We start from the raw sequence: 20,039 nt of genomic DNA on the forward strand, positions 1-20,039 counted from the left end.
CTCACTCGCGTGGAGAAACCTACCGATGAAGAAACTCGCGTTATCTACCCTCTCGTTGGCACTCATGGGCGCGGCCGGCGTCGCGCATGCGCAAAGCAGCGTCACGTTGTATGGCGTGATCGACACGTCGATCACGTATGTTCACGGTAACGACGGCCAGGGCAACAACGCCTGGCAAATGGGCAGCGGCAACCTGTCCGGCAGCCGTTGGGGCATGAAGGGTACGGAAGATCTGGGTAGCGGCCTGAAGGCGATATTCCAGATCGAAGGCGGCTTCAACTCGGGTACGGGCGCGCTCGGCCAGAGCAACAGCAGCACGCAGCGGATCTTCGGCCGCCAGGCGTTCGTCGGCCTGCAGAGCGACCAGTACGGCACGGTCACGCTGGGTCGCCAATACGACCCGCTCGTCGACCTGGTGCAGCCGGTCACGGCCGACAACTACTTCGGCAGCGTGTTCGCCACGCCGGGCGACGTCGACAACAACGATAACAGCCTGCGCGTGAGCAACACCGTCAAGTACGCGTCGCCGGTGTTCTCGGGCCTCCAGTTCGAAGCGTTGTACGGCTTCGGCGGCATCGCGGGCCAAACGGGCGCGGGCCAGACCTGGTCGGCCGCGGTCGCCTACAACAACGGCCCGATCGGCCTCGCCGCCGGCTACTTCCGCGCGTCGAACCCGTCGCCGGCGACGGCAGCCCTGCGCAGCAATTCGTGGGGCGGTTCGTCGGATCCGATCTTCGACGGCCCGATCAATAGCGGCTACCAGAGCGCGAAGTCGATCGGCATCGCGCAGGTCGGCGGCCAGTACGTGATCGGCCCCGTCACCCTGGGTCTCGGCTACAGCAACGCGCAGTACAAGTCGGACGGTTATTCGCTGTTCACGTCGACGCAGAAGTTCAACACGGGCCGCGCATTCGCTGCGTTCCAGGCGACTCCGGCACTGCTGCTGGGCGTCGGCTACTCGTACACGAAGGCGAACGGCAACACGGACGCGAAGTACCATCAGGTGTCGCTGGGCGGCGACTACTCGCTGTCGAAGCGCACCGACCTGTACCTGGTGGGCGCGTACCAGCACGCGAGCGGTACGCAGCTGACGGTCAGCAGCAGCGGCGTCGTCAGCACGCAGACGGCGCAAGCGTCGATCGGCTCGTACGGCTACGCCGGCACCAGCTCGCAGGAAATGGTCGCCGTGGGTATCCGCCACAAGTTCTAAGCATCGCGTCGACGGGCGCGCGCCGGCTTCGGGCGCCCCGTATCGCGGTATAGACAGCCAAGGGCATGCGCCCTTGGCTGTTTTTTTGCGCGCGCACCGACGCCGTTCTGCCGTTCTGCCGTTCTGCCGTTCTGCCGTTCTGCCGTTCTGCCGTTCTGCCGTTCTGCCGTTCTGCCGTTCTGCCGTTCTGCCGTTCTGCCGTTCTGCCGTTCTGCCGTTCTGCCGTTCTGCCGTTCTGCCGTTCGTGGCGCTCGTGGCGTTCGTGGCGCTCGGTTGGTGAACGGGCTGACGAGCGCGTTGGCGAACGGAATAGCAAGCAGGCGGGAAAACGGGTTGGCGAGCGAGGCGAGCGGTGTCCAAGACCCCAGTCACATCACCCGACGCCTGGCCGGCCCCTCCTGGCGCGTCCCGATCATGTCGCCGGCATGACACCGGAATCCCGCTTCGGAACACCCATCGCGCCAATCCTGCCTCTCGACGCCAGCCACTCCACTCGCCATGCAATCGCGCGGCGCCCCCTTCCGCGCGTTGCGCCTGCCCGCGCGCGCTGCCGCCCGGGACGCCCTCCGCACTGACGGGCGGCCGCTCCACCGTCACGTGCGCCGCGCCGGCGCGGCGCGCCGCCGATCCGGCCGCGCTGCCCCAAAATGAGCGCGCCGCCGTCGCCGCGCACATAAAAAAATCCCCGCGCGCCGACGGCACGCGGGGATTTTTTCGGACTGCGGGCAGCGACCGGACGAGCCGGCAACCCCTGCAAAATCCTTAGGCTGCTGCGTCCTTCAGCTTCTTCAGCGCACGAACCTTCACGCGAACGCTTGCCGGCTTGGCCGGGAACCAGCGCTCTTCACCCGTGAACGGATCCTTGCCGAAGCGCTTCTTCTTCGCCGCCACGGCTTGCGCGGTGACCTTCAGAAGACCCGGCAGCGTGAATTCGCCGGCGCCCTTCTTGTGGATCGAGCCGAGAACGACGTTCTCGAGCGCCGCGAGCACTGCCTTCACCGCCTTCACTTCGACTTCGGCGCGTTCCGCGATGTGCGTTGCGAGCGAGGCCTTGGTGAACGAGTCCTTGATCGGCGTCAGAGCGGCGGGCGCCTTCGCGACAGCCTTCTTGGCCACTACTTTTTTCGCGGGCGCTGCTTTCTTTGCAGCCACTTTCTTGGCCGGTGCGGCAGCCTTCTTAGCCACCTTTTTTGCGGAAGTCGCCATGTTTCTCCTACCAGGTGTGGTCGTTGGATACACGAAGCCCGCACGACGCAAGCTTCAAGGCCGGATTCTACAAGCGCCGCGCCGCTTCGTGCAGCACTTTTGTGTGTTATCCCCGGGTTTCCCGCAGGTTTTGTTGCGCGGCACTCACTCCCGGTCCGTTTCACCCCTGTAAAAACAGCGTCTCCACTGCAACCGCACACGCCGTCCGCCGCGCGCCGCGCGCCGCTCGCAGCAAAATCGGCGCGCCGCGCATGACGCATGCGGCGCGCCGTCGCTCCGCACGACCGTCGACACGAGCAGCGCGCGGCGCCCGCGCATCGGGCGACGCGGCACTCGCGCGCCCGCCTCGACGCAACCGGCGGCCCAACCACCCGCCCGCCCCGCGCCGTCCACCGGTTCCACGCCCAAGAAAACAGCCCCGACGCACGCGCCGGGGCCGGGCCCATCGCCGCCTCGCGGCGGGACAACACGGGGATGCTAGGCGACCGCCGCGAGCGCCGGCAGGCAGGTACGCAGGTACGCCTCGAAATCGCGGCTCACTTCCGGGTGCCGCAGCGCCAGCTCGACGGTGGCCTTCAGGTAGCCGATCTTGCTGCCGCAATCGAAGCGCGTGCCGTAGTAGCGGTAGGCGAGCACCTGCTCCTCGGTCAACAGCGACTGCAGCGCGTCGGTGAGCTGAAGTTCGCCGCCCGCGCCCGGCCGGATCCGGCGCAGGTGCTCGAAGATGCTAGGCATCAGCACGTAGCGACCGACCACGCCGAGATTCGACGGCGCGTGCTCGGGCGCCGGCTTCTCGATGATGCCCGACAGCTTGATCACGTCCTCCTCCCACTCGCGGCCCTCGACCACGCCGTACGCGCGGCTGTCCTCGCGCGCGATGGTTTCGACGCCGATCACCGAGCTGTGATAGTGGTTGAACACGTCGACGAGCTGCCGCAGCACCGGCTGCTCGCCGTGCAGCAGGTCGTCGGCGAGGATCACCGCGAACGGCTCGCCGTGCACCAGCTTCTCCGCGCACAACACCGCATGGCCGAGGCCGAGGGCGGCCGGCTGGCGGACATAGAAGCAATCGACGTGGCTCGGCTTGATGCCGCGCACGAGATCGAGCAGCTTGTCCTTGCCGCGCGCCTCGAGTTCCGCCTCGACCTCGTAGGATTTGTCGAAATGATCCTCGATCGCGCGCTTGCTGCGCCCGGTCACGAAGATCATCTCGGTGATGCCCGCGTGGATCGCCTCCTCCACCGCATACTGAATCAGCGGCTTGTCGACGACCGGCAACATCTCTTTCGGGCTCGCCTTGGTGGCGGGCAGGAACCGCGTGCCCAGCCCGGCGACGGGAAACACGGCTTTGGTGACTTTGAGCATGGTCGCATTCCGCATCGGTTGTCGGCCTCGCACCGCGCGCCGCACGGCAGCCGACGCACACGCCGGCCGCCCCGCGCATCGTCGCGCCCGGCGCACGCCATCATTCATCGAATCGCGTCGATCCTCGCATTCGTTCAGGACCGCGCCTGAATCCGGTTGATCTTGCCGATCAAATGGCCGGGAAGCAAAGAATTTACCGGACTGCACGAGTCGCGCCGATCATTCGAACTCCTCGGCATAGGACGCACCGTCGTAACCCGGATCGAAGCGACTGATCGGCTCGTTGCGCAACGCGTCCCGGTACGCCGAGAGCACGGCCAGGATGAGCAGAACGACGCCACTCGCCAACCAATGCATATCCATCGTGGGCTCCTTGGGTCTATCAGCGAGCCTTCAAGCTATCAGAAAAAAATCGACAAATAATTGGCGCGCAGGGTGTCCGCCGCACGCCGCGCAGCGTGCGCGCCGAGGCATTTTTTTCGTTCATTGCACGATTTCTCGCGCATTACGATGGCCTGCCCATCGACACCGTTCTTCGTGCAAGGAGCGAGACCGCATGTCTGTCGCCGCCCTCTCCCCGCTCGCGCGGGCGAATGCCTTCGCCCTCGACCGGAAGGAGCACCTGATCGACGCGCTGCGCGGATTCGCCGCGCTGCTCGTCGCCTATTTCCATTGCCGCCAGGTCGTGTGGGTCGGCATCCAGCAGTTTCATCGGGTGCACGGCCACGCGATCGGGCCCGACGTGCTGCTCGGCTACCTGACCTTTCCTATCGCCTGGGGCTCGGCGGGCGTGCCGATCTTCTTCGTGATCAGCGGCTACTGCATTCATCGCAACGCGGCGCTCCGGCTCGCCGCCGATCCGACCTGGCGGCTCGACACGGCGAATTTCTGGGCGCGCCGCTTCGCCCGCATCTATCCGGTGCTGCTCGCCGCGCTCGTCGTCACCCTCGCGCTCGATCTCGTCAGCCTGCAGTACGAGCCGGTCAGCCACAAGATCCGCGCGCTCGGGCCGCTCGCGTTCGCCGTCAACCTGCTGTCGCTGCAAGGCGTCGCCGGGCCCGCCTACGGCTCGAACGGCGCGCTGTGGACCCTGTCGCTCGAAGTCCAGTTCTATGCGCTCTACCCGCTCGTGTTCGCCGCGCGCCGCCGCTTCGGCCTCGCGCCCGTGCTGGCGGGAGTGGTGCTCGTCAACGTCGCGTCGGCGTGGTGGCTCGAACGCCATGACCTGCAGTTCTTCACGTCCTACTGGCTCGCCTGGATGCTCGGCGCGTGGATTGCGGAGACGCGCGCGCGAACGCCCGGGCGCCGGCCCTCCGCGCGCTGGTACGGCGCGGGCATCGCGCTGCTCGCGCTCGGCTGCGGCGCGTTCCGCTACGGTCAGTACGGCGCGTTCCAGCTGTGGGCGGCCGGCTTCGCGTGCTGCCTGTACCCGGCGCTCGCGCACCCGCCCCGTCCCAACGCGGTACTGCGCGCGCTGTCCGGCTGCGGCGCGTTCAGCTATTCGCTGTATCTCGTGCATCTGCCGCTGTTCGTCTGCATGGCGTCGCTGCTGTACCGTTCGACGCCGCAACTGTCGATCTGGCCGTCGTTCGGCCTGATGGCGCTCGCGCTGCCGTTCGCCTATTTGTTCTATCGCGCGGTCGAACTGCCCGCGATGCGCTGGTCGGCCAGCTTGAAACCGCGGCGCGTCCGCGCGCCGGAGGCGTCCCGCATGACCGTGTGAGCGCCTCGCCGGATTGCGCGCGAAGTTGCTCGGGATTGCTCGGGATTGCTCGGGATTGCTCGGGATTGCTCGGGGATTGCTCGGGGATTGCTCGGGGATTGCTCGGGGATTGCTCGGGGATTGCTCGGGGATTGCTCGGGGATTGCTCGGGGACCGCCCAGGGATCGGCCCCGGGACCTGTCCGCATTTTTGTGGGCGAGGCGGTTGAACAACCAGTGATCAGCGGGCTTGCGTAAATCGCTCCCCGAACAGAATAGCAAACTGGTTCATCGCGGATTTCCAGTCGAAGGTCGTTCGTACCGACTTGGCCAGCACGTTGCGCAGCGCGAGCCAGAGCAGTTTGACGGCGGCTTCGTCGTGTGGGAAGTGACCGCGGGTCTTGATGATCTTGCGCAGTTGCATGTTCAAACTCTCAATGGCGTTTGTGGTGTAAACCACTCGCCGAATGTCCGGCGGAAACACGAAGAACGGTGTGACGTGCTCCCAGGCGCGCTGCCAGCACTGGACGATCATCGGATACTTGTTTCCCCATGGACCCTCGGCGAAATCCTGTAGCGCTTGCTGGGCCGCTTGCGCACTGGCCGCGGCATAGATCGGGCGCAACGCTCTGGCGAGTACGCTGCGATCCTTGTAGCTGGCAAACTCCAAACTATTACGGATCAGATGCACGATGCAGGTCTGCACGGTAGTCTGGGGATAAACCGTGCCGATTGCCTCGGGAAGTCCTTTCAGACCGTCAACCACGGCAATCAGAATATCCTGGCAGCCGCGTACCTTCAGTTCATTGAATACCTTGAGCCAGAACTTGGCGCCCTCGGTCTGCTCGATCCACAGCCCCAGCACGTCGCGCTGGCCGTCAGCCTGGATGCCCAGTGCCAGATACACGGCCTTGTTGCTGACGATTCCGTCATCGCGGATCTTGACCCGCAGCGCGTCGAAGAACACCACCGGATACATTGTTTCGAGCGGCCGGCTTTGCCAGGCGAAAGCCTCGGCCATGACCTCGTCGGTTACCGAACTGATGAAATCGGGAGACACCTCGGTACCGTAGCTCTCTGCCAGAAACGCTTGAATCTCGCGTACGCTCATGCCGCGCGCGTACATCGCGATGATGCGCTCATCGAAACCGGTAAAGCGGCGCTCGTGCTTGGGAATCAGGATTGGCTCGAAGCTACCGTCGCGATCACGAGGCACTTCGACCCGGACCGGGCCGCGCTCCGTCATGACCGTCTTGCCGCTGGCACCGTTGCGCTCGTTGGCCTGTCCAGGTGGCTTGGGCTGTCCGGACGGGTAACCCAGGTGCAAATTCATCTCAGCACCCATGGCGCGCTCGATGAGTGCCTTGTTGAAGGCCAGCATCAGGTTCTGCACCTCGGCTGGCGTCATTGGACCAGTAACCAACTGGTCAAGCAGTTCTTTGGGCAGGTCCGGCAGCGGGCCCCGCTCCGCCGCCTGCGCAGCGGCTGTTCGTTTTTTCGGCATCGGCATATCCATGACTTTTACCTCTCATGATATGCCCCGCCCACAAAATCCCGGACAGGTCCGGCCCCGGGAACCGCCCAGGGATCGCTCAGGGATCGCCCAGGGACCACGCCCAGGGATCGGCCCCGGGAACCGCCCAGGAACCGCCCAGGAACCGCCCAGGGATCGCTCAGGGATCGCTCAGGGATCGCTCAGGGATCGCTCAGGGATCGGCTCGGGAAGTGGATTCGAAAACCCTCGATCAACCACCCGGACGCGCCCCTACCCCTGCATCGCGCAGGCCGCCTCCCGGGAAATCGCCGCCGCCCCTTCGCGAGCCGTCAACGCGCCACTCACGCCGCGTCCCAATCGATCGTCCCCTGGCCAGCCACGCGCCGCACGCGCGGCCTGCATCGCGAGGCCAACACGGCCCCTTCGCCCTATCCGGCCCACGACGCACCGCCCCGCGCGCTTCAGGCCGTCACTGCCCGCGCGCCGTCTCCACGAGGATCCGCTCGACCTGCTCGACATATGCCTCGCGCCCGAAGCGCCGCAGCGCCGTCTCGAAGCCGTTCTCAACCAGACGCTCACGCAGCCGCGCGTCGCGGCGCAGCCCGGCCAGCGCGCCGGCCAGCGCCGCCGCGTCGCCCGGCTCGCACAGCAAGCCGTCGACGCCGTCCTCGACGATCTCCATCACGCCGCCCGCGCGCGCGGCCACCACCGGCCGCTTCGCGAGCATCCCCTCGACGATCACGCGCCCGAACGGCTCCGGCGTGATCGACGTATGCGCAACGACGTCGACCGCCTTCATGCACGCGGCGATATCGCGCTGGAAACCCAGAAAATGCACGCGCGCACCGAGCCGGTGGCACGCGACATACGCCTCCAGTTCCGCCGCATACGCATCCTCGCCGAACAGCGGCGCGCCGACCAGCACGACGTGCAGCTAAAGATCCAGCCGCGCGGCCTCGAGCAGCACGTGCTGCCCCTTCCAGCGCGCCAGCCGGCTGAACGAGCCCACGAGCCAGGCCCCCTCGGGCAAGCCGAAGCGCACCCGCAGCGCCGCCTGTCGCACCGGTTCCAGCGCGACGAACGGCTCGGCCGAGATGCCGTTGAACACGACCTCCACCGCCTCGGCGTCGAACCCGGTCAGCGCGAGGAACGCCTGTGCGGTCGCCGCCGAATTCGCGATCACCCGCGTCACGCCGCGCCGCGCGCATTGACGGATCAGAAACCGCTGGCGTGCGCCGAAATGCGCATCGCTGACGATGTCGCGCACGTGCCAGACGAGTGGCCGGCGCGCCAGCCGCGCCGCGAGCGCGCCCACCACCATCGCGCGCTGCGTATTCGCATAGATCACCTCCGCATCGCGCGCGCGCCGCGCGACCGCCCGCACCAGCGACGCGAGCGCGCCGAGCGCGCGCCACGGCAAGCCGCCCTGCTTGCGCGCGCCGGCCAGCGCCGGACGGGCCAGCACCTCGACGCGCACCCCGGCCTCGGCGAGCGCGTCGCGAAACGGCCCGTCGTCGAACAGCAGCACGTCGGCGGCCCCGCCCAGGCTCGCGGCGACGTCGAGCAGCGACAACTCCGCGCCGCCCAGCACGCCGCTCTGATCCAGCACCAGCACCCTCGGCCGCGGCCCACCGGGCGGCGCGCCCCGTGGCGCGGGCAGCGGGCGCGCGCGCCGCCGCGCATCCGGCACGAGGCGCTCGACCTGCTCGACGAAGCGCTCCCTGAAACAGGCGGTCGCGAAACGTTCCGCGTTCTCCCGGCAGGCCGCCGGCTCGAAACGCGGCGCGTGCCGCTCGAAGGCCTCGACCGCGGCCGCGATCGCGGCCGGGTCCTGGGTCGGGAAGAACAGGCCGGTCGGCCGCGGCTCCGACGCCGCGTCGCGCACGGTCTCCAATGCGCCGCCCTTCCCATACGCGATCACCGGCGTGCCGCAGGCCTGGGCCTCGACCACGGAAATCCCGAAATCCTCCTCGGCCGCGAACACGAACGCCTTCGCGCGCCGCATCCGGTCGTGCAGCACCGCGAACGGCTGATAGCCCATGATCTCGACGTTCGCGCCGGCCTTCGCGCGGATCCTCCGCATCTCGGGACCGTCGCCGATCACGACCAGCCGGCGCGCGGGCATCCTGGCGAACGCCTCGACAATGAGATCGATCTTCTTGTACGGCACCATCCGCGACGCAGTCAGGTAGAAATCCTCCTTGTCGGCGTGGAGCGAGAACGCGTCGACATCCACCGGCGGAAACACCACGGCCGCATCGCGCTGGTAAACCTTGCGGATGCGGCGCGCGATGAACGCCGAATTCGCGACGAACCCGTCGACGGCGTTGGCGGTCCGGCTGTCCCAGTTGCGGATGTAGTGCAGGATCGCCCGCGCGGCGTACGACTTGAGGCCTCGCGTGAGCTGCGACTGCGCCAGGTACTGGTGCTGGAGGTCCCACGCGTAGCGGATCGGCGAGTGCACGTAGCTCACATGCACCTGGTCCGGCCCGGTCAGGATGCCTTTCGCGACCGCATGGCTGCTCGAGATCACGAGGTCGTACGCGGATACGTCGAGTTGCTCGATCGCGAGCGGCATCAGCGGCAGGTAGCTGCGATAGCGGGTGCGCGCGAACGGCAGGCGCTGGATGAACGAGGTGGTCACGGGCCGGCCGCGCAGGCAGCGGCGGTCGTCGAGGAAATCGACGAGGCTGAACAGGTCGGCGCTCGGGAAGCACGCGATGATCTGTTCGAGCACGCGCTCGGCGCCGGCATAGGTCACGAGCCAGTCATGCACGATCGCCACGCGCAACGGGCGCTCGGCCGTCCGCGGCAGCGCGGGCGCATCGACGCCGGCGGGCGCGGCGGCCCCGGGCGCGGCCGGAAACAACGCGGATGCTGCGAGATCGCGGTTCATGCGCTTTTCCTCGAATGGAGACGCCCGAGCACCGCGCGCGCCCACGCGCGCAGGCCGGGCGTCGTCGTGAACGACCACGCCAGGTTCGCCGCCGCGACGGCCGCGCACCCGATCGCGGCGGCCGGAATGCCGGGCAGCGCGGGCGCGAGATACAGGCTCGCGAGCAGGAACGCGAGGTGCGCCGCCATGTCGAGCACGATCGATCGCATCCGGATCGCGGACAGGTACAGCAGTGCGAGATAGTCGAGCAGCGCGCGCCCGGCCACGACCACCGCTGCGCCCGTCAGGCCGAACGCGTGGATTCCGTACGCGAGCGCGGCGATGAAGAACGGCAGTTCGACGAGCCCGACCAGGGCGGCGCGCGCCGGATTGACCTGCGCCTGGATCAGGATCCGCGTGACGCTCGCCTGCCCGACCAGCCACACGCTGATCACGAGCAGCCGCCCGACCGGGCCCGACAGCGTCGCGAGGTCCCTGCCCACCCACACCGCGAGGAACGGTTCCAGCGCGAAGACCGCGACGATCGCGACCGGCGTGAACGCGGCGTTCAGGCATTCGAGCGACTGGCGCGCGAGCGCGTCCGCGTGCTCGCGGCCGAGCGCGGACAGGCGCGGAAACAGGGTGCGCACCAGCGCGTTCGGCAGCATGTTCAGGCGCGTGACGAGGTTCTGCGGCACCGTGTAGTAGGTGACGTAGCGCGCACCGAGCGCCGCGCCGAGCATCACGCGATCGAGCGTGTCGGCGATCGTCCCCGCCGTGCTCGCGATCAGCATCCAGCCGCCGAAGCTGAACAATCCCTTGGCGACGCCGAGCCGCGGCCGCTCCACGCGGCGGATGCCGAGCACGCGCAGGCTCGCGACGCCGAGCAGCAGCGCCGCGATCAGGCGCGCGCCGACCGCCGCCGCGAGCACCACCGGCAGCGTCGGCGCGACGAGCCACGCGGCGCCGAGCGGCAGCAGCTGGAACAGGAAGGTCCCGATCGTCTGGTTCGTGTTGAACACGCCGAAGCGTTCGGCGCCATTGATCGCACCCGCGAATACCCACGAGACGTTCGCGAGCGGGATCGCGCACGCGAGCCAGGGCAGCGCGCCGTACACCTCGTGGCGCAAGCCGGCCGGCAGCGACGAAAAACTCGCGGTATAGACGAACGCGCCCGCATAGATCAGCACGCCGCCCGCGACGCCCGTCGCGAGATTGAGCCAGCACGCGCTCCAGAACACCTGCGCGCCCTGTCGCGCGTCGCCGCTCGCGAGCGCCTTCGAGATATGGTTTTGCGCGGCCATGCTCATGCCGAGATCGAGCACGCCGAAATAGCCGATCAGCGTCCAGACGAGGCTCACCACGCCATAGCGTTCGACGCCGAGCACCCGGATGTACGCGGGCACCGTGACGAGCGAGACGAAGGTCGGCAGCACCAGCCCGCAGAAATTGATCGCGACGTTCCTGAGCAGCCCCTTATCCATGCGCGCGCCGTCCCTTCCCGCTCATTGCGGCCTCCAGCGATACATGAGCACCTTGCCGCGCGCGTCCTCCTCGACGAACACCAGGTACTCCCCGTTGTCGCGCCGGTACGCGCTGATGCCGAACGGCACGTCGACCCAGCCCGACGCGCGCCCGACCTCGGGCCCGGGCCGCAGCACGCCGAGTTCCCTGCCGCTGTCCTTGTCGTAGACGTGCACGGTGCCGACCGGCTCGACCGCGAACAAATAGCGCCCTTCGACCGTCAAGCCGATCAGCGTCAGGATCGGTTTCGCGTCCGGCCGCCACGGCAGCGGCAGCGTGTAGCGCGCGACCGGCGACCCCGTCGACCATTTGTCGAAGCGCACGAGCACCCGGCCGACCTCCTTCGTGATGCCGGGCTGCGGCGGCAGGTCGGCGGTGTAGCCGGTCACGTACAGCGTGTCCGTGGCGGGCTCGTACAGCGCGCGCCGCAGCTCGGTGAACGGCGCGGGCGTCGGATACGTGGTCAGCTTCGCGTACGAGTAGATCGGATTGCCCGCGCGATCGAGCCCGCCGTAGCGATAGCGATGGATCCCGCGCGTGTCGCTCGTGCGCCAGATGTCGCCCGCCGTGTCGACCCACCAGCCCCAGCCGCCCGCCATGCCGCGCCCGCTCGTGTTCAGCTCGAACTCGCCGTCGTCGAAGCGGCCGTTGCCGTTCGCGTCGCGCCAGATCCAGTCGCCGCCGGGCGGCCGGTTCGGCACCGCGTCGACGGGCCGCGCGCGCCCCGCGAGCAGGCCGGCCGGAATCGCCGTCTCGCCGTCCCGCTTCGGATCGAAGCGGTAGATCTTCAGGTGGTCGGCATACATGTCGGTCAGGTACAGGAAGGTCCGGCCGTCGATCCGGCGCGCGAACGGCATGCCCGGCCACTGGTCGGTATGGAAGACCGGATCGTCCGGATAGCGGAACCGGTTCGACAGGAAGCCCGCGTAGGTCCACTCCTTGCCGGGCGGACGCGAGAAGTCGAGATCGAAACGCTTGTTGCCGGTATAGACGCTGTTCGGCCGGCCGGGATCCATCCACGCGCCGTCGACGAACAACAGGCCTTGCACCTGCCAGCGCAGCCGGCCGTCGGGCGCGTAGCTCTCGAGCGCCGCGCCGAGCCCGGCGCCGATCGTGTCGTGGCGCGGCCCGATGCCGTTCATCGCGACATAGACGTTGCCGGCGCGATCGACGCCGACGCCCGTCAGCCCGTTGAAGCGCTGCGGCCCCGGCCGCCCCGCATAGTCCGAGAAAATCCCGCCGCGCGCGCCGAGCGTGGCGGCTGGCGCGTAGCGTTCGCCCGCCTTCGCGTAGATCAGGATCTGCTGGCGCGGCCCGTTGTCGGCCACGAGCACGCGGCCGCGCGCATCGACGGCCACGTCGACGGCCTGCGCGTCGTCGGGCAGCGCGGGCGCGTCGTCGATCAGGCGGCCGTCGGGGCGCACGTGCGCGAGCCGCGCCGGGCCGTGCAGCGTATCGGCGAGCAGCCACAGCGTGCCGTCGCCCGCGAGCGCGATCCGTCCGGGCTCGTGCGCGTCCCAGGCGGTCTTCTTCTGCATGGTCTCGGCGTCGTAGACCGCGACGCTGTCATGCAGCGGATCGCTCGCGTACAGCAGCGTCTCGCTCGCCGCGAGCCCCGCGACCTCGGCCCGCGTATCGACGGGCACCTCGTTGACCACCAGGAAGCTCGCGGCCAGCCGCGCGCGCGGATCGGACGCGCCGGCCGCGCGGAACGGCGCGGCGGTGCGCAGGTCGCCGAGCGCGCGGCGCGAGATGCCGTACCACTGTCGTCCCTTCGACGGCCAGATCCCGGGGCTCACGAGATGCCCCTTCTCGTTGCCGACGCCGATCGCGACGTACGCATAGCGGCGATTGACCGCGATCGCGCTGCCGCCCGTATTGCCCCAGCCGTGCGTGCCGCCCGCGAAGCCGAGCATCCGGCCGTCCTGGTAGACGCTCGCCTCCGCGCCGCTCTCGTCCCAGGGCGCGTTCGTGTAGACCTTGCCGTCCGGCGTCACCGCGATCGCGCGGATGTCGATCTGGGTCCAGGCGCCGTCGCCATAGCCGAAGGTGTTGCCGATCCAGGACGTGGTCGCGGGCAGCACGGGCGCCGCCGCCATCGCGCCGCCCGCGAGCAGCGCGACGCCACCCGCCAGGAGAGCCAGTATCGAACGCCGCAATGCGCCTCCGCCGTCGACGATCGGCGAAGCGCGCACCGCGCGGACGCGGCACGGCGCGGCCATCGCGTCGGGCCGCCTCGCCGATCGGGGTTACAAACGATCGGACGCAGGTTAGCGGCAAAATATTCGCAAGAAATCCGCAAATATTGTTCATCGGCGCGCGCGCCGGTTCGTGATCCGTAACGATCCGTGCGCGGAACCGCGCGCGACGCCGGCGCGCTTGCGCCGACGGAAAATGAACGGAACTGCGCGCGCTCCGGTTTATTTTTTGCGACGTTGCAGGCGTTTTACACGCGTTTTTTTGCCGATTTCTTTTTCCTAGAATCGATTCCGACTGCCGAATCCCGATGCCTCGACGGCATCCCGACCGGCCGCGCGACGCGGCCTTCACGCCCGCGGACGGAATCGACCATGCCCAGCAGCCCCTTGCCTCTCGCCCCGCCCGCCCGGCAATCCGGCCGCATCACGCAACTCGACGGCCTGCGCGCGTTCGCGGTGCTCGCGGTGTTCTGCCAGCATGCGCTGAAAGCGCCGCTGTGGATCGGCGTCGACCTGTTCTTCGTCCTCAGCGGCTTCCTGATCACCGGCATCCTGCTCGATCGCAAGGCGCGCGGGCTCCCGTACTTCGGCCACTTCTACGCGCGCCGCGCGCGGCGGATCCTGCCGCCCTATCTGCTGCTGCTCGCGGTGTCGTCGCTGCTGTTCGGCGTCGACTGGCTCGCGCACTGGCCGTGGTACGCGTTCTTCTCGACCAACATCGGCCTGTCGCTCGGCAGCATCGGTCACGACAGCCTCAACGTGCTGTGGTCGCTCGCGGTCGAGGAACAGTTCTATCTGTTCTGGCCGTTCGTCGTGCTCGCCTGCTCGCCGCGCGCGCTCGCACGGGTCGCCGTCGGGCTCGTCATCGCCGCGCCGCTGCTGCGCGCCGCGGCGACGCCCTGGTTCGCTTCGTACTGGCCGATCTACTACCTGACGCCGTTCCGCATGGACCTGCTCGCGGCCGGCGCGCTGCTCGCGCTCGCGCAACGGCACGACCGGCAGTTGCTCGCGCGGTTCTACCGTCCCGCGTTCGCGCTCGCCTGCGTCGCGCTCGCGCTGCTTGCAGGGCTGCACCTCGCCTATCCGCGCTTTCGCGCGGCCAACACGCCACTGTCGAATGCGACGCTGTACAGCGTGTCGCTGCTGCTGTGCACCTCGCTCGTCGTGATCGCGCTGCGCGGCCGCGGGCTCGTGCAACGCGTGCTGACGCAGCCGGCGCTCGTCTATCTCGGCGCCGTCAGCTACACGGTCTACCTGATTCACCTGAGCGTGCTGTACGTGGTCTGGACGCTGCCGCTGAACCGCTACCTGAGCGCAGCGCTCGCGCTGGGCATCACACTCGGCTACGCGAGCCTGAGCTGGCACGCCTTCGAGCGCCGCCTCACGCGCGGCGCGCCGCCTGCCTCCCTGCCGGACGCCGCCGGCACGCGCGCCTGACGCACTCCCATCACTCGACGAGGAAACCGCCATGACCCACGCGCGCAAAGCGATCATCACCGGAGTATCGGGACAGGATGGCGCCTATCTGACGCAACTGCTGCTCGACAAGGGTTACGCGGTGACCGGCACCTATCGCCGCACGAGTTCCGTGAACTTCTGGCGCATCGCCGAGCTGGGCGTCGCCGAGCATCCGCGCCTCACGCTGGTCGAGCACGACCTCACCGACCCCGGTTCGAGCCTGCGCCTGCTCGAAGCCGCGCAGGCCGACGAGTTGTACAACCTCGCCGCGCAGAGCTTCGTCGGTGTCTCGTTCGATCAACCCAGGACCACCGCCGACGTCACCGGCCTCGGCACGCTGAACCTGCTCGAGGCGATCCGGGTGGTGAGTCCGCGCACGCGCTTCTACCAGGCATCCACTTCGGAAATGTTCGGCAAGGTCCAGGCGATTCCGCAGACCGAGCGGACCGCGTTCTATCCACGCAGTCCTTACGGAATCGCCAAGCTGTTCGCACACTGGACCACGGTCAACTATCGCGAGTCATACGGCCTGTTCGGTTGCAGCGGCATTCTGTTCAACCACGAATCGCCGCTGCGCGGCCGCGAATTCGTCACCCGCAAGATCACCGACACCGTCGCGAAGATCCGTCTTGGTCAGGCCCAGGTGCTTGAACTCGGCAATCTCGATGCCAAGCGAGACTGGGGTTACGCGCGCGAATACGTCGAAGGCATGTGGCGCATGCTGCAGGCGGAGACGCCCGACACCTACGTGCTCGCCACGCAGCGCACCGAGACCGTGCGGGATTTCGTGGGAATGGCGTTCGCGGCGGCCGGCTACCAGCTCGAATGGACTGGCAGCGGGGAGCGCGAACGCGGCCTCGACGTGGCGACGGGGCGCGTGCTGGTCACCGTGAATCCGAAGTTCTACCGGCCGGCCGAGGTGGACCTGCTGATCGGCTGCGCGGACAAGGCGCGCGACCAGCTCGGCTGGCAGCCGGACACCACGCTCGAACAGCTGTGCCGGATGATGGTCGACGCGGATCTGGCCCGGAACCAGCGCCATGAATCGTATTGAGGGCGGCGCGCGCCGCGCGCTCGTGACCGGCCTCGCCGGCTTCACGGGCCGCCATCTCGCCGCGCGCCTCGAAGCGGCCGGCTACGCGGTGTGGGGCATGGTCGCGCCCGGCAGCACGCATCTGGACGATCCGCTGTTGCACCGCCATCCGCACCGCTTCGCCGACCTGCTCGATCTCGACGCGCTGCAGGCCGCGGTGGCGGACGCGCAGCCGGAGGTCGTGGTGCATCTGGCCGCGTGCGCGCACGTCGCGCACAGCGACCCGCGCGCGCTCTATCTCGTCAACGTGGTCGGCACGCGCAACCTGCTCGCCGCGCTCGCGAGCCTCGCCACGCGCCCGCGCGCGGTGCTGCTCGCGAGCAGCGCGAACGTCTACGGCAATACGCGGCGGGACCGGCTCGATGAAAGTACGCCGCCCCAACCGGCCAACGATTACGCGGTCAGCAAGCTCGCGATGGAATACGCGGCGCGCCTCTGGAGCGACGCACTGCCGATCGTGATCGCGCGCCCGTTCAACTACACCGGCGTCGGCCAGAGCGATGCGTACCTGCTGCCCAAGCTCGTCGCGCACTACGCGCGCGGCGACGCCCGCATCACGCTCGGCAATCTGGACGTGAGCCGCGACTTCTCCGATGTCGGCGACGTCGCCGATGCCTATGTGCGGCTCATCGAGCATGCGAGCGCCAGCGCCGGACAGCTGTTCAACGTCTGTTCGGAGCGCGCGTATTCGCTGAAGGAGGTGCTGGCGATGCTCGCGCGGATCGCCGGCTACGTGATCGACGTGCGGGTCGACCCGGCGCTCGTGCGCGACAACGAGGTCAGGCAGCTGGTGGGGTCGCGCGCGAAACTGCGCGAGCTGATCGGCCCACAGCCGCTCACGCCGCTCGAAACCACGCTGCGCCGCATGTACGACGCGCGGCGCGACGCGCCTCGTTAGCGCTGCGCGGCCCGCTGCCGGCTCGCCGGCAGCGGTGGGCGCCCGGCTGCGTCAGGCGTCGAGCCCGCGCGCGAGGTCGCGGCGCAGGTCGTCCAGGTGCTCGAGGCCGACCGAGAGCCGGATCAGCCCGTCGCTGATCCCCGCCGCCGCGCGCGCTTCGGGCGTCACGCGGCTGTGAGTCGTGGTGGCGGGATGGGTGATGGTCGTGCGCGTATCGCCGAGATTGCCGGTGATCGACACGATCCGCGTGCCGTCGATCACGCGCCACGCGTTCGCGCGCTGTGCGTCGGGCGTGTCGCCCTTGAGTTCGAACGAGAAGATCGCGCCCCCCGCCTTCTGCTGACGCTGCGCGAGCGCGTACTGCGGATGCGATTCGAGGCCCGGATAGAACACCCGCTTGACGGCCGGATGCTGTTCGAGCCAGCGCGCCAGTTCGAGCGCGCTCGCCGATTGACGCTCGACGCGCAGCGACAGCGTCTCCATGCCCTTGAGCAGCACCCAGGCGTTGAACGCCGACAAGGTCGGCCCTGCGCTGCGCACGAATGGGAACACCTTCTCCATGATGAACGCGCGCGAGCCGACCAGCGCGCCGCCGAGCACGCGGCCCTGGCCGTCGAGGAACTTGGTCGCCGAATGCATCACGACGTCCGCGCCGAGCTTGAGCGGCTGTTGCAGCACCGGGCTGCAGAAACAATTGTCGACCACGAACAGCGCGTTCGCGCCCTTCGCGATCGCGCCGATCGCCTCGATGTCGGCCAGTTCGGTGAGCGGATTGGACGGCGTCTCGAGGAAGAACAGCTTGGTCTGCGGCTGCACCGCGGCGCGCCACGCGTCGAGGTCGGTCGGATCGACGAAGGTCGTCTCGATGCCGAAGCGGCTGAAAATCTGCGAGAACATCCCGAGCGTCGAGCCGAACAGGCTGCGCGAGCTGACGATGTGATCGCCCGCCTGCAGCGCGGCCATCACCACCGACAGGATCGCGGCCATCCCGGACGCGGTCGCGATGCACGCCTCGCCGCCCTCGAGCGCCGCGAGACGATCCTGGAACATCGTGACGGTCGGGTTCGTGAAACGCGAGTAGGTGTAATAGTCCTCGGAATTCTTGAAGCGCTCGGCCGCGTCGGCCGCGCTCGAGAAACAGAAGCTCGACGTAAGGTACAGCGCTTCCGAGTGCTCGTTGAATTCGCTGCGCAGCGTGCCGGCGCGCACGGCCAGCGTGTCGAAATTCAGTGAATCGTCCATGTTCCGTTCATCCGTATCCAATCGCCTTCCGGGCGTGGAGGCAACAAAAAAGCCCGCTCATGCATCGGCATCAGCGGGCTTCTGGGGGCGGCGGCAGCGTTCGACTCGGGACGGCGACTGTACCGGCCTTCGCTTTAGCTGTTTTGGGTTGCCCCGCGTCCGCAAGCTGATATCAAATCGACGCAAGCCTGCATCGTATCACGCCTGTCGGATCAGGTGCGCGCCGCTCACTCCACCGACAGCTGGAGGTTCATTTGCGAGCGGACCGTGTCGCCGTTGGCGTCGCGGTCGGCCTGCGACGCGGGCGTGAGGCGCGCGCGCTCGATCATGTCGAGGTACTCGGGCGTGATGTCGCCGGTGATGTAGTCGCCGTCGAAGCACGACGCCTCGAAATGGTCGAGCGCCGGGTTGATGTCGCGCACCGCGCGGCGCAGATCGCCGACGTCCTGGTAGATCAGGTAGTCCGCGCCGATGATCTTCGCGACCTCTTCGTCGCTGCGGCCGTGCGCGACCAGCTCGCCGCGCGTCGGCATGTCGATCCCGTAGACGTTCGGGAATTTCACGGGCGGCGCGGCCGACGCGAAGATCACCGACTTCGCGCCCGCGTCGCGCGCCATCTGCACGATCTCGTGCGAGGTGGTGCCGCGCACGATCGAATCGTCGACGATCAGCACATGCTTGTCCTTGAACTCGATGCTCATCGCGTTGAGCTTCTGGCGCACCGACTTCTTGCGCACCGCCTGGCCCGGCATGATGAAAGTGCGGCCGACGTAGCGGTTCTTGAAGAAGCCCTCGCGATACTCGACGCCGAGCTTCGCGGCGACCTGCATCGCGGCCGGCCGCGACGAGTCGGGAATCGGCATCACGACGTCGATCGGCACGTTCGGCAGCTCGCGCCTGATCTTCTCGGCCAGGTAGTCGCCCATGCGCAGGCGCACGTTGTAGACGGGCACGCCGTCGAGGCACGAATCCGGCCGCGCGAGGTACACGTATTCGAACATGCACGGATTCAGGCTCGGCGCCTCGGCGCACTGGCGGCTGTGGAAGTTGCCGTCCCGGTCGATGAAGACCGCCTCGCCCGGCTGCACGTCGCGCACGAATTCGAAACCGATGCCCTCGACCGCGACCGATTCCGACGCGATGATCCACTCGGTGCCGTGCGCGGTTTCCTGCTTGCCGATGCACAGCGGACGGATGCCATAGGCGTCGCGGAACGCGAGCAGCCCGTAGCCGGCGATCAGCGACACGATCGCATACGAGCCGCGCACCCGGCGATGCACGCCCGACACCGCCTTGAACAGCGCGTCCGGATCGAGCTCGAGGCCCGAGGTGGCGAGCTGCAGCTCGTGCGCGAGCACGTTGAGCAGCACTTCGCTGTCGGAATTGGTGTTGATGTGGCGGCGGTCGATCCGGAACATTTCGTCCTTCAACTGCTGCCAATTGGTGAGATTGCCGTTGTGCGCGAGCACGATGCCGAACGGCGCGTTCACGTAGAACGGTTGCGCCTCGGCTTCGCTCGTCGCCGACCCGGCCGTCGGATAACGCACCTGGCCGATACCCAGGGTGCCCGGCAGACTGCGCATGTTGCGCGTGCGGAACACGTCGCGCACCATGCCGTTCGCCTTGTGCATGTGGAAGTTGCTGCCGTCCACGGTCGCGATGCCCGCCGCGTCCTGACCGCGATGCTGCAGCAGCAGCAGGCTGTCATAGATCAGCTGATTGACCGGGGATTGAGAGATAACGCCTACGATGCCGCACATGGCATGTGTCCTTC

Annotated in this window: 13 protein-coding genes and 1 pseudogene; 5 read left to right on the forward strand and 9 right to left on the reverse strand. The window is 68.1% G+C overall.

The window, feature by feature from the left end; translation table 11 throughout:
• Nucleotides 1-25 precede the first annotated feature (25 nt).
• Nucleotides 26-1,210: a porin gene (locus tag Bsp3421_RS13490; protein ID WP_273996445.1), complete on the forward strand. Its 1,185-nt coding sequence runs from the start codon at nucleotides 26-28 to the stop codon at nucleotides 1,208-1,210.
• Nucleotides 1,211-1,972: 762 nt separating this feature from the next.
• Here the strand turns inward: Bsp3421_RS13490 and Bsp3421_RS13495 are convergent.
• From Bsp3421_RS13495 to Bsp3421_RS13505, 3 genes are all read right to left on the reverse strand, one after another.
• Nucleotides 1,973-2,416 carry an HU family DNA-binding protein gene (locus Bsp3421_RS13495; protein ID WP_252983550.1) on the reverse strand — a complete coding sequence of 148 codons (444 nt, stop codon included), beginning with the start codon at nucleotides 2,414-2,416 and terminating at the stop codon, nucleotides 1,973-1,975.
• 477 nt (nucleotides 2,417-2,893) lie between these two features.
• Entirely contained in the window at nucleotides 2,894-3,781 is an 888-nt protein-coding gene (gene galU / locus Bsp3421_RS13500) for a UTP--glucose-1-phosphate uridylyltransferase GalU (protein ID WP_273996446.1), read from the reverse strand.
• 219 nt (nucleotides 3,782-4,000) lie between these two features.
• Nucleotides 4,001-4,144, reverse strand: a complete 144-nt coding sequence (locus tag Bsp3421_RS13505) for a hypothetical protein (RefSeq protein ID WP_273996447.1) — start codon at nucleotides 4,142-4,144, stop codon at nucleotides 4,001-4,003.
• 193 nt (nucleotides 4,145-4,337) lie between these two features.
• Between Bsp3421_RS13505 and Bsp3421_RS13510 the strand changes: the two genes are divergently transcribed.
• Complete coding sequence (locus tag Bsp3421_RS13510) at nucleotides 4,338-5,504, forward strand: acyltransferase family protein (RefSeq protein ID WP_273996448.1); 1,167 nt, start codon at nucleotides 4,338-4,340, stop codon at nucleotides 5,502-5,504.
• A 219-nt stretch (nucleotides 5,505-5,723) separates the two neighbouring features.
• Here Bsp3421_RS13510 and Bsp3421_RS13515 read toward each other — a convergent pair whose 3' ends face one another.
• From Bsp3421_RS13515 to Bsp3421_RS13530, 4 genes and pseudogenes are all read right to left on the reverse strand, one after another.
• Nucleotides 5,724-6,986 carry an IS256 family transposase gene (locus tag Bsp3421_RS13515; protein ID WP_273998330.1) on the reverse strand — a complete coding sequence of 421 codons (1,263 nt, stop codon included), beginning with the start codon at nucleotides 6,984-6,986 and terminating at the stop codon, nucleotides 5,724-5,726.
• Between the two features lie 460 nt (nucleotides 6,987-7,446).
• Nucleotides 7,447-9,873: pseudogene (locus tag Bsp3421_RS13520) on the reverse strand (glycosyltransferase family 4 protein).
• Nucleotides 9,870-11,336, reverse strand: a complete 1,467-nt coding sequence (locus Bsp3421_RS13525; protein WP_273996449.1) for an oligosaccharide flippase family protein — start codon at nucleotides 11,334-11,336, stop codon at nucleotides 9,870-9,872. The pseudogene Bsp3421_RS13520 and the gene Bsp3421_RS13525 overlap by 4 nt, the downstream one beginning before the upstream one ends.
• Nucleotides 11,337-11,357: 21 nt before the next feature.
• The gene (locus Bsp3421_RS13530) at nucleotides 11,358-13,475 is read right to left on the reverse strand and encodes a hypothetical protein (RefSeq protein WP_273998394.1); all 2,118 of its coding nucleotides are present in this window, start codon (nucleotides 13,473-13,475) and stop codon (nucleotides 11,358-11,360) included.
• A 471-nt stretch (nucleotides 13,476-13,946) separates the two neighbouring features.
• Here Bsp3421_RS13530 and Bsp3421_RS13535 point away from each other — a divergent pair, with 471 nt between their 5' ends.
• Genes Bsp3421_RS13535 through Bsp3421_RS13545 form a run of 3 tightly spaced genes read left to right on the forward strand, consistent with a single transcriptional unit; the run spans nucleotide 13,947 to nucleotide 17,023 of the window.
• Nucleotides 13,947-15,011 carry an acyltransferase family protein gene (locus tag Bsp3421_RS13535; RefSeq protein ID WP_273996450.1) on the forward strand — a complete coding sequence of 355 codons (1,065 nt, stop codon included), beginning with the start codon at nucleotides 13,947-13,949 and terminating at the stop codon, nucleotides 15,009-15,011.
• A 31-nt stretch (nucleotides 15,012-15,042) separates the two neighbouring features.
• Nucleotides 15,043-16,086: a GDP-mannose 4,6-dehydratase gene (gene gmd, locus Bsp3421_RS13540; RefSeq protein ID WP_273996451.1), complete on the forward strand. Its 1,044-nt coding sequence runs from the start codon at nucleotides 15,043-15,045 to the stop codon at nucleotides 16,084-16,086.
• Nucleotides 16,073-17,023, forward strand: coding sequence for an NAD-dependent epimerase/dehydratase family protein (locus tag Bsp3421_RS13545; RefSeq protein ID WP_273996452.1), 951 nt, complete (start codon nucleotides 16,073-16,075; stop codon nucleotides 17,021-17,023). Before gmd ends, Bsp3421_RS13545 begins: the two co-directional genes overlap by 14 nt.
• A 51-nt stretch (nucleotides 17,024-17,074) precedes the next feature.
• On the opposite strand, the gene Bsp3421_RS13550 is transcribed toward Bsp3421_RS13545, so the two are convergent.
• Nucleotides 17,075-18,265: an O-succinylhomoserine sulfhydrylase gene (locus Bsp3421_RS13550; RefSeq protein WP_273996453.1), complete on the reverse strand. Its 1,191-nt coding sequence runs from the start codon at nucleotides 18,263-18,265 to the stop codon at nucleotides 17,075-17,077.
• A 227-nt stretch (nucleotides 18,266-18,492) separates the two neighbouring features.
• The gene (gene purF, locus Bsp3421_RS13555) at nucleotides 18,493-20,025 is read right to left on the reverse strand and encodes an amidophosphoribosyltransferase (RefSeq protein WP_273996454.1); all 1,533 of its coding nucleotides are present in this window, start codon (nucleotides 20,023-20,025) and stop codon (nucleotides 18,493-18,495) included.
• Between the last annotated feature and the right edge of the window lie 14 nt (nucleotides 20,026-20,039).

The sequence above is a fragment of the Burkholderia sp. FERM BP-3421 genome (genome assembly GCF_028657905.1).
GTDB lineage: Bacteria > Pseudomonadota > Gammaproteobacteria > Burkholderiales > Burkholderiaceae > Burkholderia.

Coding starts and splice junctions, on each gene's coding strand:
- Bsp3421_RS13490 (WP_273996445.1), top strand. CDS start 26: ATGAAGAAACTCGCGTTATCTACCCTCTCGTTGGCACTCATGGGCGCG.
- Bsp3421_RS13495 (WP_252983550.1), bottom strand. CDS start 2,416: ATGGCGACTTCCGCAAAAAAGGTGGCTAAGAAGGCTGCCGCACCGGCC.
- galU (WP_273996446.1), bottom strand. CDS start 3,781: ATGCTCAAAGTCACCAAAGCCGTGTTTCCCGTCGCCGGGCTGGGCACG.
- Bsp3421_RS13505 (WP_273996447.1), bottom strand. CDS start 4,144: ATGGATATGCATTGGTTGGCGAGTGGCGTCGTTCTGCTCATCCTGGCC.
- Bsp3421_RS13510 (WP_273996448.1), top strand. CDS start 4,338: ATGTCTGTCGCCGCCCTCTCCCCGCTCGCGCGGGCGAATGCCTTCGCC.
- Bsp3421_RS13515 (WP_273998330.1), bottom strand. CDS start 6,986: ATGCCGAAAAAACGAACAGCCGCTGCGCAGGCGGCGGAGCGGGGCCCG.
- Bsp3421_RS13525 (WP_273996449.1), bottom strand. CDS start 11,336: ATGGATAAGGGGCTGCTCAGGAACGTCGCGATCAATTTCTGCGGGCTG.
- Bsp3421_RS13530 (WP_273998394.1), bottom strand. CDS start 13,475: ATGGCGGCGGCGCCCGTGCTGCCCGCGACCACGTCCTGGATCGGCAAC.
- Bsp3421_RS13535 (WP_273996450.1), top strand. CDS start 13,947: ATGCCCAGCAGCCCCTTGCCTCTCGCCCCGCCCGCCCGGCAATCCGGC.
- gmd (WP_273996451.1), top strand. CDS start 15,043: ATGACCCACGCGCGCAAAGCGATCATCACCGGAGTATCGGGACAGGAT.
- Bsp3421_RS13545 (WP_273996452.1), top strand. CDS start 16,073: ATGAATCGTATTGAGGGCGGCGCGCGCCGCGCGCTCGTGACCGGCCTC.
- Bsp3421_RS13550 (WP_273996453.1), bottom strand. CDS start 18,265: ATGGACGATTCACTGAATTTCGACACGCTGGCCGTGCGCGCCGGCACG.
- purF (WP_273996454.1), bottom strand. CDS start 20,025: ATGTGCGGCATCGTAGGCGTTATCTCTCAATCCCCGGTCAATCAGCTG.